This is a genomic window from Sphaerisporangium sp. NPDC088356 (assembly GCF_040685555.1).
In the GTDB taxonomy this organism is placed as follows: Bacteria; Actinomycetota; Actinomycetes; order Streptosporangiales; family Streptosporangiaceae; genus Sphaerisporangium.
In genome coordinates this window covers 17555-31977 of sequence record NZ_JBFBIK010000006.1, presented here as the reverse complement: position 1 = coordinate 31977, position 14423 = coordinate 17555, and the positions used below count along the sequence as shown (strand labels likewise).

Annotated in this window: 10 protein-coding genes and 1 other RNA gene; 9 read left to right on the top strand and 2 right to left on the bottom strand. The window is 69.2% G+C overall.

The window, feature by feature from the left end; translation table 11 throughout:
* The first annotated feature begins 411 nt into the window (after window positions 1–411).
* The 5 genes from ftsE to ssrA all read left to right on the top strand — a co-directional run bounded on the left by ftsE (window position 412) and on the right by ssrA (window position 5145).
* On the top strand, window positions 412–1101 hold the full coding sequence (ftsE, locus tag AB0O34_RS04275) for a cell division ATP-binding protein FtsE (protein WP_114029179.1): 690 nt from the start codon (window positions 412–414) through the stop codon (window positions 1099–1101).
* Window positions 1102–1135: 34 nt separating this feature from the next.
* Window positions 1136–2044 (top strand): permease-like cell division protein FtsX, encoded by a 909-nt coding sequence (gene ftsX, locus AB0O34_RS04270; RefSeq protein WP_363912436.1) that lies wholly within the window; start codon window positions 1136–1138, stop codon window positions 2042–2044.
* Between the two features lie 23 nt (window positions 2045–2067).
* Window positions 2068–2535, top strand: a complete 468-nt coding sequence (gene smpB / locus AB0O34_RS04265) for an SsrA-binding protein SmpB (RefSeq protein WP_363912434.1) — start codon at window positions 2068–2070, stop codon at window positions 2533–2535.
* A 31-nt stretch (window positions 2536–2566) separates the two neighbouring features.
* Complete coding sequence (locus tag AB0O34_RS04260; protein ID WP_363912432.1) at window positions 2567–4450, top strand: penicillin-binding transpeptidase domain-containing protein; 1884 nt, start codon at window positions 2567–2569, stop codon at window positions 4448–4450.
* Window positions 4451–4767: 317 nt separating this feature from the next.
* Window positions 4768–5145, top strand: a transfer-messenger RNA (tmRNA) gene (ssrA, locus tag AB0O34_RS04255).
* Between the two features lie 453 nt (window positions 5146–5598).
* Here ssrA and AB0O34_RS04250 read toward each other — a convergent pair.
* Complete coding sequence (locus AB0O34_RS04250) at window positions 5599–6234, bottom strand: hypothetical protein (RefSeq protein ID WP_363912430.1); 636 nt, start codon at window positions 6232–6234, stop codon at window positions 5599–5601.
* Between the two features lie 266 nt (window positions 6235–6500).
* Window positions 6501–7607, bottom strand: a complete 1107-nt coding sequence (locus AB0O34_RS04245) for a trypsin-like peptidase domain-containing protein (protein WP_363912428.1) — start codon at window positions 7605–7607, stop codon at window positions 6501–6503.
* A gap of 346 nt (window positions 7608–7953) precedes the next feature.
* Between AB0O34_RS04245 and AB0O34_RS04240 the strand changes: the two genes are divergently transcribed.
* From AB0O34_RS04240 to AB0O34_RS04225, 4 genes are all read left to right on the top strand, one after another.
* Window positions 7954–9042, top strand: coding sequence for a hypothetical protein (locus AB0O34_RS04240; protein WP_363912426.1), 1089 nt, complete (start codon window positions 7954–7956; stop codon window positions 9040–9042).
* Window positions 9043–9133: 91 nt separating this feature from the next.
* Entirely contained in the window at window positions 9134–9973 is an 840-nt protein-coding gene (locus tag AB0O34_RS04235; RefSeq protein WP_363912424.1) for a TIGR03619 family F420-dependent LLM class oxidoreductase, read from the top strand.
* A 163-nt stretch (window positions 9974–10136) separates the two neighbouring features.
* The gene (locus AB0O34_RS04230; RefSeq protein ID WP_363912422.1) at window positions 10137–12335 is read left to right on the top strand and encodes an acyl-CoA dehydrogenase; all 2199 of its coding nucleotides are present in this window, start codon (window positions 10137–10139) and stop codon (window positions 12333–12335) included.
* A 194-nt stretch (window positions 12336–12529) separates the two neighbouring features.
* Window positions 12530–14161 (top strand): hypothetical protein, encoded by a 1632-nt coding sequence (locus AB0O34_RS04225; RefSeq protein WP_363912420.1) that lies wholly within the window; start codon window positions 12530–12532, stop codon window positions 14159–14161.
* Window positions 14162–14423 lie beyond the last annotated feature (262 nt).

Sequence of the window (14423 nt, the reverse complement as noted above, 5' to 3'; positions counted from 1 at the left end):
GCTTCAGCGCCAGGGTCGCGGCGAGCAGGACAAGCAGGATTATCGCGATGAGCATGGGGGATAGACCCCCCAGTCCATGGTGATGGACCCTGTCCCTGCTCGCCCGGCATGCGGGGCACCGGCCCTCGACGACTGGACCGGCACACTGTGCACAGATGAGATGTTCGCAGCTCACGGGATATCTCCCTCTCCACGGTGATCGCTTTACCAGCCTGTTAGCGAGTGTGGAATCGTTTTGTTTCCGTTATGGACGTTCCATGCCAGTGTTACCCCTAGACTGAGCCTCGGCCAACCGGAACGTCGATCAATGGTAAAGAGCGGCGCCCCCCGGCCGGCGAGCAATGCGCTGTGGCCCACGCGGTCACTTCCGCGACCGTCCTAACCCCTAGACTGGCATGCCGTGATGCGCCTGTGATCCATTTCGATAATGTCACCAAGGTCTACGTTAACCAGAACCGCCCCGCCCTCGACCACGTCAGCGTTGACGTCGACAAGGGTGAGTTCGTGTTCCTGGTCGGTCCTTCTGGCTCGGGGAAGTCGACCTTTCTCCGTCTGGTCCTGAAGGAAGAGCGCCCGAACTCGGGCGCGATACATGTCGCCGGGAAGGACCTGGCGCGCCTGTCGAACTTCAAGGTGCCGCACCTGCGCCGCCGCATCGGCTGCGTGTTCCAGGACTTCCGGCTGCTGCCCAACAAGAACGTCTACGAGAACGTGGCGTTCGCGTTGGAGGTCATCGGCAAGCCCCGGCGGTTCATCCGCAAGGTGGTGCCTGAGGTCGTCGAGCTGGTCGGCCTCGAAGGCAAGGCCCACCGCATGCCCGACGAGCTGTCCGGAGGTGAGCAACAGCGGGTCGCCATGGCCCGCGCGTTCGTCAACCGCCCGATGATCCTGCTCGCGGACGAGCCCACGGGAAACATCGACCCCGCGACCAGCATCGGGATCATGAAGGTGCTCGACCGGATCAACCGGACCGGCACCACCGTCGTCATGGCCACCCATGACGCCGCCATTGTCGACTCCATGCGCAAACGCGTGGTCGAGCTGGAGGACGGCAAGATCGTCCGAGATCAGTCACGCGGCGTCTACGGTCAGGCGTACTGATCACCAAGCGAGAGCAACAGGGGACACCCACAGCATGCGGGCAAACTTCATCTTCTCTGAGGTCTGGATCGGCCTTCGCCGCAACCTAACGATGACCGTCGCGGTCATCGTGACCGTGGCCATCGGCATGGCGCTGCTCGGCATTGGGCTGATGATCAACGCGCAGGTCGGCAGCATGAGCAGCTACTGGTCCGACAAGGTCCAGCTGTCTGCGTTCCTGTGCAAGAAGAACGACCCGTTCGCGGCGTGCAAGGGCCGCGGCGCCGTCAGCGACCAGGAGAAGCAGGCGCTGAAGACGCAGATCGAAGGCATGGGCCAGGTGGAACAGGTCTTCTTCGAGGGCCAGCAGAAGGCCTACGAGAACTTCAAGGCCGCGTACAGCAGCAACAGCGTGTTCCTCTCCGCGGTCAAGGTCGACGACATGCCCGAGTCCTTCCGGGTCAAGCTGAAGAACCCGGATGACTACAAGGCCGTGTTCGACGCCCTCAGCGGCGCGCCCGGCGTCTCGAACGTGGTCAACGACCAGCAGTTGCTCGACAAGTTCTTCGGGCTGATGGACAAGCTGCGCTGGGCGGCGCTCGTCGTGGCGATGATCCAGGTCTTCGCGGCGATCCTTCTGATCGGCAACACGGTGCGGCTGTCCGCGTACAACCGGAGGCGGGAGACCGGGATCATGCGCCTGGTCGGCGCCTCCAACCTCTACATCCAGCTGCCGTTCGTCATGGAGGGCACCATCGCCGGCCTGGTCGGCGGCGTGATCTCCGCGGTGCTGCTGATGCTCGCCAAGGTCGTGCTGTTCGACGGCATGAAGAGCTATTTCGTCCTGTCCACGCAGCTCGGCTGGACCGAGGTCGCGCAGGTGATCACGCTGACGACCGTGGTCGGCGTGCTGATCTGTATCCTCGCCTCCTTCGTCACCCTCCGGCGATACCTGAGGGTGTGACACACCCCGGTAGGCTCGACGCTATGCCACGTGAGACCGGGCGCAAGCTCATCGCCCAGAACAAGCGTGCCCGGCACGACTATCAGATCGATGACACCTACGAGGCAGGGCTCGTCCTCATGGGCACGGAGGTGAAATCCCTCCGTGCCGGCCGGGCGAGCCTGACCGACGGGTACGCACAGGTCAAGGATGACGAGGTGTGGCTGATGAACATCCACATCCCGCAGTACCACATGGGCACGTGGACCAACCACGCCGCGCTGCGCCCCCGCAAGCTCCTGCTCCACCGCAAGGAGATCGGGAAGATCATCAACAAGACCAAGGAGTCCGGGCTGACGCTGGTCCCGCTCTCGCTGTACTTCAAGGACGGCAAGGCCAAGGTCGAGATCGGCGTGGCACGGGGCAAGAAGACCTGGGACAAGCGGCACGACCTCGCGGAGAAGCAGGCGACCCGGGAGATGGCCCGCGCTCTTCGTCACCGCAACCGATGAGGTCCGATCAGCCGTGCCGCTAGTCGTACGAATGAGAAGAGCCCTGTCGGCGGCACTGTCGCTGGCCGTGGCCGTCCCCCTGCTGTCGGCCTGCCTGAGCGAGCCGTCGCCGCACGAGGCCGTCAGCCAGTTCCTGGTCGGATGGCAGACCGGCGACTACGACTCGGCCGCCGAGCGCACCGACGGCGATCCCAAGGTCGTCAAGAGGGCCCTGGAGGACGCCGGCCTGCAACTGGACGCCGTGTCCCTCCGCTTCTCCCTCAAGGGGCTGCGGACCAAGGGCGAGAACGCCGACGCGAGGTTCCAGGTCCAGGTAGACCTCGGGGACAACAACCCCCTGTGGCAGTACGACAACGATCTGCCGCTGCACGTGGTCGACGGTGTGTGGAAGGTCCGCTGGTCGCCCAGCGTCATCCACCCGCAGCTCCGCGAGGGGCAGCGCTTCGCGGTGGAGGTCTCCTCCATGGGCCGCCAGCCCATCGAGGACCGCAACGGCGACGCGCTCCAGAAGGAGGCGACGCTCTACGTCGCGGGCGTCTACCCCGCCAGGGTCAAGGACCCGGTGGGCGTGTGCGAGCGGCTCTACCAGGTGACCGGCTTCGCCCAGGACCGGCTGCTGAGCCGCATCAGGTCCGCCCCGCCCCAGGACTTCGTGCCGCTGGTGACGTTCGGCGGCACCAAGTACGCCCAGCTGCGCGACCGCCTGGACGAGATCCCCGACCTGAAGATCGACAAGAAGTCGCAGCCGGTCGCGCCCGACCAGCCCGTCGACATCATCGGCAAGGTCGGCACGATCACGCCCGAGACCGAGCAGCAGCTCGGCGGCCCGCAGCGGGCCGGTGACAGCGTCGGCCAGGGCGGGCTGCAGAAGGCCTACCAGGACCAGCTCACCGGCTCCACCGGCACGAAGGTCATCACCTACGACCTGAAGACCAGTGAGCAGGTGGCCGAGCTGGCCCAGTGGCCCGGCAGGTCGAACACCACGTCGGTGAAGACCACCATCGACAGGGGCGTGCAGCGGTCAGCCGACCTCGCCGTCAGCGGCACCGCTCCCGCCACCCTGGTCGCGGTCAAGGCCTCGACCGGCGAGATCCTGGCCGTGGGCTCCCATGAGATGAACCAGGCGCACGACGGGCTGAACGGCCGGTTCCCCCCGGGCACCGCGTTCTCGGTCGTCGCGGCCGAGGGGCTGCTCGCCGGGGGAGTCGATCCGAAGCAGAAGGTGCCGTGCCCGGTCGGCCGCACGGTCGGAGGCGCGCGGTTCGAGCAGGTGGCCGTGGGCCCGGTCGGCACGCCGCCCACCATCGCGAGCGATTTCGCCAACGGATGCGTCACCGCGCTGGCGTCGCTGGCCCGCCGCCTCGACGCGAGCACGCTGACCGAGGCGGCCTCCCGCTTCGGCATCGGCGGAGGCTGGACCCTGCCGCTGCGGTCGTTCAGCGGCACCGTCCCCGCCGCCACGAGCGACGCCGCCAAGGCGAAGATCATCGCGGGTCAGAGCGTGCGGGTCAGCCCCCTGGCGATGGCCCTGGTCGCCGGCGCGGTGGCTTCCGGCACGTGGCGCCCGCCCACGCTGGTCACCTCGCCCGGCTCGCCCGATCTCTCGTCCGACGTCCCGCCCGCCGCCCCTCCGCGCCCCGTCCCGCTGGACCCCCAGACCCTGACCAAGCTGCGCGCCCTCATGCGCTCAGGGGTCACCTCCGGTACGGCCGCCGTGGCCGCCGCGCCGGGCGAGAAGGTTCACGGCATCTCCGCCGCCATCACCTACACCGACAAGAAGCGCGCGAGGAGCCTCTCGTGGTTCGTCGGCTGGCAGGGTGACATCGCGGTGGCCGTGCTGAGTGAGACGACCGGCGTGACGGCCTCCGCGCAGATCGCCGGCCAGTTCTTCCGCAGCGCCCGCACGGCCGCGTGAAAATAGTTTCGCGGGCGAGCAACCTTTGGGGGCTCTGCCTGCGTCTTTCTGAATGACTGGGCACCGCTTGGGGGTTGCGGGCTCAGTCGCCGTGATGAGACCAGGGCTTCATCTCGGGGGAAGCCCTGCCGTCCGGACCGGCTCGACCCTGCCGGTCGGCCCCCGGGGGCGTGCGCCACGTGCCACGCCTCCGGGGGTTTCGGCACGTACGGGCGCGGCCCTGGAGGCATGCCGGGGAATCAAGTTGGCGCCGCGGGTGTTCTCTGGAGTATCTTCTGGTTGCTCGGTCTTTCGCGAGACCGGGCGACAACTCCACAGGGGGTGACTGGTTTCGACTTCGACATGTCGCGCCAGGGGAAGCGGGTCGAGGACTGCGGACATAACCTCGTTAACACTGTGACCGCAAAACAATAAGTGCCAATAACACGCGCACTCAGGGCCACATGGCCCTCGCCGCCTGAGCGAGGACCAAGCCCTTGTCAGCCCGGGACCGCCTCCGGCCCGGATCTGGCATCGCTAGGAGGCTAAACCGATCGACCCGGTCACGGGGCCGATAGGGAAACCTAACAGTGACTGAGCCCGTCGATGACACGCCTGCGTGATCATCGGGGCTGAGAAAATCGCAGCAGGCTGCACCCGGAGAAGCCCTGTCGTGGTGTTGAAGGACGCGGGTTCGATTCCCGCCACCTCCACCAGATCGCCAAGGGCGGTCGGTAGGCCCCCAAGGCCTCACCGACCGCCCTTGATCCTTTTCTTGCACCTGCTCGTTCAGAAGACCTGTCACGGTGTCGCCGCGTCAGAAGGTCATGGCCGCGTTGGGGTCGACGCGCATCCTCAGGACCTCCGGCACTCTGGAGTGATCTCGCATCCATACGGCGGTGGTAGGACAGATGTAGCCCACCAGTCGGTCGATGCTCGCGGCGTCGGCCTCCAGGTGACGCCGGAAGATCGGTTCATGATGGGCTATCCGGTTACGGAGAGTGCGGAGGTAGTCCAGATCTTGATGAAGGTCCTTCATGGAGTGCGTTACGGAGAGCGACCTCCAACGTCTGAAGGGGGCCCAGCATCGCTGAGCTGATGGCGATGTTGAAGGCATAGAGTCGCAACGCCTCGTCAGTGCCGCCGCTCGCCTAGCGGCGGTTCGCTTGTCAGCGGTACAGGCGGATGGCGCCGATGAGGGCCTGGTGGGCGATGGCGAGGACCTCGTCCGCCACGGCGGGTGACGGGGGTGGCGCGACGACCTGAACCATCTGGGTGCTGGGCTCCCCGACGTCGGGGAACAGCTCCCACTTCCACGCGGAGCTCGTGGGGTTGTCGAAGCGGTCGAGGGAGACCACGAGCGACGCCATGCCGTCCCATCCCCACGGAGGCGTCTGCGGGAGCCGGGCCAGCCGGATGGACGCTCGAGGAGCCGGTCCGGTGATTCGTGAGCCGGGTACGTCCGGCTCGTCGCGGTCGCTGGTCGTTCTGGGGGGCAGGGTCGTCAGGGCGGCGCGGTGGGCGGCGGTGGTGAGCAGGGTGAGCGGGTCGTCCAGGTCGGAGAGTGAGGCCTGGCGGTACGCGGTCGTCTGGCCCAGGAGAACGGCCTCGGCGAGGCGGTGGTCGGTGCCGTGGAAACCCGCCCAGTCCGCCGGCCGGATGCCATGGCGCTTCCCGGTCGCGTGCAGGTCGGCCAGCACCTCGGAGGCGGCCTCCAGCACCGAGGGCGTGTAGACGGTGCGATATTGACCTCGCGCCGCCTGCTCGATCATCCCCCGCGCGGAGGCGGATGTGGTGGTGGTCATCGGCTGCAATTCTCCATCGCGGCGATCAGCGGGTTGAGGACTAAAAGGACATCTCACCCTTGACGTAAAGGACTCTAGTCGTTCTTGATCCAATGGCGTAGTCCGGGTCCCGGGGTGCCGCGATGGAGCCGTGTCCGGGTCGTCGAGGGTGCCTGCTCGCGACACGCCGATCGGCCTGGGGTTTTACTGGAGTTCTACTGGCAGCGACCACCACCGCGATGCGGACCGTCGTGGAATCGCCGGCGAGACGGGGGGGGGAACGCGGGTCAGCTGCCCGAGAGGGTGCCGAGGATCACGGTGACGGTGTCGGTCTTCCCGTTCGGGTGGAGGAGCTCGACCCTTGCCTGTGCGCCCGGCTTGAGGCCGGCGAGCACCTCGGAGAGGGTCGCGGCCGTGGGCGTCGGCTTGCCGTTGACGCTGATGATGATGTCGCCCGGCTTGATGCCGGCCCTGGCGGCGCCGCTGCCCGGATCGACCTGGGCGACGCCCACGCCCACCGGCTGGCCGTCGGGTCCGACGACGGTGTTGACCCGGACGCCCAGGGCGGCGCGGCGCGTGTTGGTGACCTTGCCGTTCCTGATGATCTGTTCGGTGACGTCCTTGGCCGTGCTGCTCGGGATGGCGAAGCCGATGCCGGGGGCCGCGCCCCCGCCCAGCTCGGGGTTTATCGCGGCCAGGGTCGGCACGCCGATGACCTCGCCCGAGAGGTTGGTGAGCGCCCCGCCGCTGTTCCCCGGGTTGATCGAGGCCGAGGTCTGGATGGCGTTGGTGATCGTGGCACCCGGTGACCCCTCGCCCTGGGGTTCGGTGACCGTGCGGCCGAGCGCGGACACGATGCCGTTGGTCACGCTCCCCGACAGGCCGAGCGGGTTGCCCATGGCGAGCACGATCTGACCCACCTTGAGCTTGGTGGAGTCGCCGAACGTCGCGGGGGCCAGCCCCGTCTTGTCGCTGACCCGGATGACGGCGAGGTCGCCCAGCGGGTACGACGCGACGAGCTGGGCCTTGCGGGGCTTACCACCCGTCGCCAGGATGACCTCGAAGTTCTTGTACTTACCCACAACATGGGCATTTGTCACGATATGTCCGTCAGTGTCGTACACGACGCCCGAGCCGAGGCCTCCGGATGTGTTGATCTGCACGATGGACGGAAGCACCTGGGCGATGACCCGCTCGTACGCCTGCTCCTCCGAGACCACCGTCGCGGCCGGCGGGGAGGGTGTGTTCCCACTCTTGGAGGCACTGTCCGTCGAGGCGGGCGCCCCGGTGAGCCCGCCGCAGCCACTGAGCACCACCAGGACCCCGGCCACTCCGGCGGTGAGGGCGTGCCGGCCTATGTGTCCGGCGCGCCGAGTACCTGGTGTCGTCTCCATGGAACAGGTGATGCCCCGAGCGCACGGAAGATACTCGCTGTTCGGGACGCACAGGTTGATCTTGCAAGCGGTCGGCCGGTCGGCTCCGCCCGTACGGGCGCGCCCCGCGCCGATCACACCATGATGTCGCGGGCCCGATTTTCTTCGATCAGGGCTCGCACGTTCTACCTGCTGAAACGCGTTTTCCGCCGCCGAAGCCTGGGGTGCCCGCCCGCGGGGATCACGATTTGTGACGTAGTCTGCGGACATGGCGGACGGCGCTGGAAACTCCCCCAGCCGCCCTGGGTCGGGGCGGCCTCCGACGTACGTTCCCTCTTACGAGGCGCCCACCACACCGATGCCGCGGGTGAGCCCAGAGCAGGCACTCGCCATGGCCGAGGCGGCGAAGGCCCGGGCCGCTTCCAAGGCCGCCGCGCGGCAGGAGCCCGGCGACGCGGCGACGGCCGACACCGACACCGACACCGACCATACGGCTCCGGAGGACAGCGCGCAGGAAACCGCGGACTACAACGTGACGGCGGATGTGCGCAGGCCCACTGGACCGTTCCTCCGGCCCGACCGGCCCGTCGCGGGGTCGCCGGCCACCTCGGCCCGTCCCGAATCGGCTACGCCGCGGCCCCCCGCGAGTTTCGGCGCTCTCGCCGACCAGGCGAGGCCCGCCGCCCCTCGGGTGAGGAAGCAGCCCCGGTGGCTGGCCCTCGCGATCTTCCGGATCGGCGACATCCCTATAAGAGCGGTGTACGGCGTCGGCGCGGCCATCGTCACGGGGATCATCGTGGTCCTGATCTTCATGCTGTTCGGCGGCGAGACCTCCCGCGAGCAGGTGCGCGTGAGCCCGGCGCAGGCGGGCGGCCCGGCCGTGCCGAGCGCGAAGCCGTCGCCGAAGCCGACCCCGATCGCGGTCCCGCCGGTCCCCGCCGCCAAGGCGATGACGGTCTTCTCCGGCACGGGCACGCCGATCGCGTCATACGTGGCCGACCAGACCGCCGGCATCAGCTACGCCAAGTACGGCACTCCGTGGGCCCAGACCACCCGTGCCCCCTTCTCGGCCGCGCAGAAGGCGGGCTCGTCGCGGCAGCCGCAGGCGCTGATCGGCTCGGCCCCGGTGCCGGTGGCCGTTCCGAAGACGCTCGCGACGTACGAGGACTTCCGCAAGCTGGCGGGCAAGGCGGCGAAGTGGACGCTGCGCTATCAGCCCGCCGGGTCGAAGTTCACCTGGACCGTGTCGCAGCAGGCGCGGTACAACCTCGGATGGGTGCTCGGCTACAAGGTCAGCTACCTCCAGGGCGGCAAGAGGCACTCCTCGCAGGCCTACGTCATGGTCGTCTCGACGGGCAAGAAGAAGCCCGCGATGCTGTTCGCGAACGTCCCCGACACCCGCGCGGCTCTCTACCACGACCTGAACATGCTCTTCTGGACGGCCCGCGCGATCTAGCCCGAGGCCGTGGAACCGGCAGATAAGACCTGGTCAGGAGACGTCCGAGTGTCGGCGCGACGATGGCGGGGGCCCGGGTTACCTTGGGGCGATGGACACTGGATTCGGCTACTTCGCGACGCATGACGCGGTCGCTCCCGACACCCTGGCCCGGCTGGTGGAAGAGCGCGGGCACGCGGCCGTGCTCTTCTCCGAGCACACCCATATCCCAGCCCGCGCCGAGCTGCCGCAACGGCCCGAGAACGGCCCGCTCCCGCGCAAGTACTGGCACACTTACGACACCCTCACGACGTGCATGGTCGCCGGCATGGCCACCACCAAACTTCGCGTCGGCACCGGTGTCTGCCTGGTGGTCCAGCACCATCCGATCACCCTCGCCAAGACGGTGGCCAGCATCGACCGCCTCACCGGCGGCCGCTTCGAGTTCGGCGTCGGCGCCGGCTGGAACGACCCCGAGATCCGCAACCACGGAGTCGACCCCTCCAAGCGGTTCGCCGTGATGAAGGAGCACGTCGAGGCGATGGAGCAGATCTGGACCCACGACGAGGCCGAGTACCACGGTGAGTTCGTGTCGTTCGATCCGATCTGGTCATGGCCCAAGCCGGTCCAGCAGCCGCACCCGCCGGTCCTGGTGGGCGGCACCGGCCCCAAGGTGCTCGACCGGGTCCTGTCGTACGGTGACGTCTGGCTGCCGAACTACGCTCCGGGCGTGCTGGAGCGCGTGCCCGAGCTGTTCCGCCGGGCGGAGGAGCTCGGGAAGTCCGTACGAGTGATGATGATGTCGGTTCCGCCGGACCCGAAGGTGCTTGAGGAGTGCGAGAAGGCCGGGGTCGCGCGGGTCCTGCCGTGGCTGCCCTCGGCCGGGCTCGCCCGCATCGAAGAGGAGATGGACGCCTTTGAGAAGGCGCTGGCCGACCTGCACGGCGAGTGATTTCTTTCCGGTGAGCCGACCGTGCCAGGGGTTTCCCCGTATTCACGCGGTGTGATCGGTAAGTTGATTCCGGCCAGATGTGGCCTGACCGTGGTTCGCCATGGAAGCATCTTCTAGAATATGGTTCTGTCACGTCTTGGGGCCGAACCGCACGGAGGGTGTTATGGCGATCGGGTTGAGCGAGGAGCACGAGGCGCTCCGCGAGTCCGTGAGCGGCTGGGCGGAGCGCAACGTTCCCGCCGAAGTCGTGCGTTCGGCCGTCGGCGCGGAGACCGAGGAGCGGCCCGGCTTCTGGGCCGGCCTCGCCGACCAGGGCCTGCTCGGCCTGCACCTGCCGGAGGAGTACGGCGGCAGCGGCTTCGGCCTGCTGGAGACCGCCGTCGCGGTGGAGGCGCTCGGCGAGCGCATGGCGCCCGGCCCGTACGTCCCGACCGTGCTCGCCTCCGCGGTGATCCTCGCCTCCGACGGCAAGGCCCGCGCCGAGCTCCTGCCCGGCCTCGCCGAGGGCGCGCTGACCGGCGCCGTCGCCTTCACCGGCACGCTGACCGGCACCCGCGACGACGAGGGTGTCCTGACCGTCAGCGGTACGGCCGAGCCCGTGCTCGGCGCCGCCCTCGCCGAGGTGTTCGTGCTCCCGGTGAGCACCGACCGCGGCGAGGAGTGGGTGGTGCTGTCCAGGGAGAGCGTGACGGTCACCCCGCTGAAGAGCCTCGACCTCACCAGGGGCGTGGCCAAGGTGGAGATCGGTTCGGTGGGCGTGCCCGGCGAGCGGGTGCTCGACGGGCTGACGGGCGCCGTGGTGCGCGACCTCGCCGCGATCGTGCTCGGCGCGGAGGCGGCCGGCGTCGCCTCGTGGTGTGTGCGCGCCGCCACCGATTACGCCAAGGTGCGCGTGCAGTTCGGCCGCCCGATCGGCCAGTTCCAGGGCATCAAGCACAAGGCGGCCCGGATGCTGGTCGCGCTGGAGCAGGCCCGTGCCACCGTCTGGGACGCCACCCGAGCCAGTGGCGACGAGCTGGGCTACGCCGCCGCGATCGCCGGGGTGATGGCCCCCGACGCCGCAGTGCAGTGCGCCAAGGACGCGATCCAGACCTTCGGCGGCATCGGCTACACCTTCGAGCACGACGCCCACCTCTACTTCCGCCGCGCGCTGACCCTCCGCGCGCTGCTCGGCTCGTCGGCCGAGTGGGCCGAGTCCGTCGCGTCGCACGCCCTGGCGGGCGTGGCCAGGGAGATGGAGCTCGACCTCCCCGAGGACGCCGAGGCGCTGCGCTCCTCCCTTCGCGAGGAGATCGCCGAGATCGCCGAGCTGGAGGGCAAGGAGCAGAAGCGAGCGCTCGCGGGCAAGGGCTTCGTGATGCCCCACCTGCCGAGGCCGTGGGGCCGTGGGGCCTCCCCGCTTGAGCAGGTGCTCATCTACCAGGAGCTGAAGGCCGCGCGCGTACGGCTGCCACAGATGATCATCGGTGCCTGGGTCGTGCCGTCCATCGCGGCGTACGGCACCACCGAGCAGCAGGAGCGCTTCCTGCCCGCCACCCTGGCCGGAGAGATGATCTGGTGTCAGCTCTTCAGCGAGCCGGGCGCCGGCTCCGACCTCGCCTCGCTGCAGATGAAGGCCGAGCAGGTCGAGGGCGGCTGGAAGCTCAACGGGCAGAAGATCTGGACCTCCGTGGCGCACGTCGCCGAGTGGGGCATCTGCATCGCCCGCACGGACACCTCCAAGCCCAAGCACGACGGCATCACCTACTTCGTCGTGGACATGAAGGCCCCCGGGGTCACCGTGCGGCCCCTCACCGAGATGACCGGTGAGAACCTTTTCAACGAGGTCTTCTTCGACGACGTCTTCGTCCCGGACGACCTGGTCGTGGGCGAGATCAACGAGGGCTGGCGGGTCGCGCGCAACACCCTCTCCAACGAGCGCGTGTCCCTGTCGTCCGGGTCCGGCGGCACGGGCTCCTCGGTCACCGACCTGCTCGGCCTGGCGTCCCGCCTCGGCCGCGAGCTGACGGCGGCCGAGCGGCAGGAACTGGCCCGCGTGGTCTGCGAGGGCCACTCGATCAACGCCCTGAGCATGCGGGTCACGCTGAAGCAGCTCGCCGGGTCAGAGCCCGGCGCGGACGCCTCGGTGCGCAAGCTCCTGTCGACCTCGCACGCCCAGCACGTGTCCGAGTGCGCGGTGAGCCTGCTCGGCGCGTCCGCCACGGTGGCCGCCGACATGAAGCTGGGCGACGCCGGCTACTGGAACCGCGCGGTCCTCGCCACCCGGGCGATGACCATCTACGGCGGCACGACCGAGGTCCAGCTCAACATCATCGCCGAGCGCATGCTCGGCCTCCCCCGCGACCCGGAACCCGGCAAATAGCTCCGCCAAGATCCTTGGCGTCGCTCCTGAGGAGTGATTTCCCAGGGCCTGACGGGGGCTTGCCGTCAGGCCCTGCCTTCCGCGGCCGTTCAGGAAACGCCTGGCCTCGGGTGGTCCGGTAGATTCTGGGGGTCATGGTGCCTGCCTAGCTGGGAAATTGCGAGGCCATGCGCGATCACCGGTTGGTGCGGCTGGTGCCTGCGCTTGTGGGGCTGGTCGTGGGGGTGCTGGCCCTCGGGCCCGCGCTCGGGCGTGGGTTCGTGCTGCGGTACGACATGGTCTTCGTGCCCGACCCTCCGGTGGCGTGGCCGTCGGGGGGCTTCCCCCGCGCGGTGCCGAGCGACCTCGTGGTCGCGCTGCTCTCGCACCTGGTGCCCGCCCTGGCCGTGCAGAAGCTGATCCTGCTCGGGATCTTCGTGCTCGCCGCGTCGGGGGCGGCGGCTCTGGTGCCGGGGGACCGGCTGGTGCCCCGGCTGGCGGCGGCGATGTTCTACGCGTGGAACGCCTACCTCGCGCAGCGGTTGCTGCTGGGCCAGTGGGCGCTGCTGCTCGGGTTCGCCGGCCTGCCGTGGGCGGTCAGGGCCGCGGCCAGGGGCGGGCCGTGGCGGCTCGCCCTGGCGCTGGTCCCGGCCGCGGTCGGCGGCTTCCAGGCCATGCTCGTGTCGGCGCTCGCCGTACTCCCCGTGGCCGCCACTCGCCCCTCCTCCCGTACTCCCGGGTCCCTGGAAGGGGTGGCCCGGACTCGCGGATCCCCGGAAGCGGTGGCTCGGACTCCCCGGTCCCTGGAAGGGGCGGCTCCTCAGGGGGCCGGTCGCTTTCGCGGGACGCTGGAGGCTCTGGCGGTACTGGCGGTGTTCAGCCTGCCGTGGGCGGTTCCCGCGCTGCTCAGCCAGGCCGTGACCGACCCCGCGGGGGTGGACGCCTTCGCGGCCAGGGCGGACGGGCCGTTCGGCACGCTGGGCAGCCTGCTCAGCCTCGGCGGCATCTGGAACGCCCAGGCGGACGTCCCCGGCCAGGCCGCCTGGGTGCTCGCCACCGCGCGCCTGCTCGTCGCGGTGGTGGCCGTTGCCACCTTCGTCCGGCTTCCCCGCACCGAGGTGCCCTACTGGAGGGGGCTGCTGATCGCGGCGTCCGCCGGGCTGGTGATCGCGCTCGCCGGAGCGTACGCACCGGGGGTCCTGAAGGGGATGATCGGGCTGTGGCCGGGGTTCGGGCCGCTGCGTGACGGGCAGCTCTACGTCGCCCCGCTGGTGCTGGTGCAGGCCGTCGGGTTCGGGGTGGCGGTGGGCCGGCTCTCCCGTCCGGACGCGCGTGGGCACAGGACGGCGGTGCTGGTACCGGCCGTCGTCGGCGTGCTGCTGCCGGTGCTCGTCCTGCCCGCCTTCGCCTGGGGGGCTTCGGGGCGGCTGGCGGCGGTGGAGTACCCGGACGACTGGCGGCGCGTGCAGGCCATCGTCAACGGCGACCCCCGGCCCGGGGCGCTGATCTCGCTGCCGTGGGGCGCCCACAGGGCCTTCGCCTGGAACGGCGGCCGGGTGATCCTCGACCCGGCCACCAAGTCGTTCGCCCGTCGGGTCGTCTGGGACGACGCGCTCGTCGTCGGTCTCGCCCGCGGGCGGTCGCTCCGTGTCGCCGGGGAGGACCGGCTGGCCAGGCGCGTCGGGGCGGCGATCGCTGCGCGCGGCGGCCCGCTGACCTCCGTGCTCAGGGCGGCCGGTATACGGTACGTGCTCATCGTGGGACAGAACGAGAACGCGTTCCGTTCACGGCTGCCCGGTGCCACCCCCGCCTACGTGGGCCGTCAGGTGCTCCTGCTCCGACTGTGACCTAGTGAACGGCCGATCGAGAGTGCATACTGGACGGTAAGTCCATTTATTACGTTTTGACCAAGCTGCTGGCTTAGGACCTGTATCACGTTCTACTCTCGGTAGGCCCACAGCGTCCGCCCTTTGGAGGGAGAAGCCCAATGGTGCGAGTGCTCGCCGCTCTCGTCGTTGGGGTGGTTCTGGCGATCGGCGCCTCCGTAGGCGTCCTCAACGTTGTCGCCGCCAGCCCTCAGCCACCCAACAAGCCGTTGTACAACTACGG

Bases quoted from the DNA above. Each gene is read 5' to 3' on its own strand.
- AB0O34_RS04245 (WP_363912428.1), bottom strand. From the start codon at position 7,607: ATGGAGACGACACCAGGTACTCGGCGCGCCGGACACATAGGCCGGCAC.
- AB0O34_RS04235 (WP_363912424.1), top strand. From the start codon at position 9,134: ATGGACACTGGATTCGGCTACTTCGCGACGCATGACGCGGTCGCTCCC.
- ftsX (WP_363912436.1), top strand. From the start codon at position 1,136: ATGCGGGCAAACTTCATCTTCTCTGAGGTCTGGATCGGCCTTCGCCGC.
- smpB (WP_363912434.1), top strand. From the start codon at position 2,068: ATGCCACGTGAGACCGGGCGCAAGCTCATCGCCCAGAACAAGCGTGCC.
- AB0O34_RS04250 (WP_363912430.1), bottom strand. From the start codon at position 6,234: ATGACCACCACCACATCCGCCTCCGCGCGGGGGATGATCGAGCAGGCG.
- AB0O34_RS04230 (WP_363912422.1), top strand. From the start codon at position 10,137: ATGGCGATCGGGTTGAGCGAGGAGCACGAGGCGCTCCGCGAGTCCGTG.
- AB0O34_RS04260 (WP_363912432.1), top strand. From the start codon at position 2,567: ATGAGAAGAGCCCTGTCGGCGGCACTGTCGCTGGCCGTGGCCGTCCCC.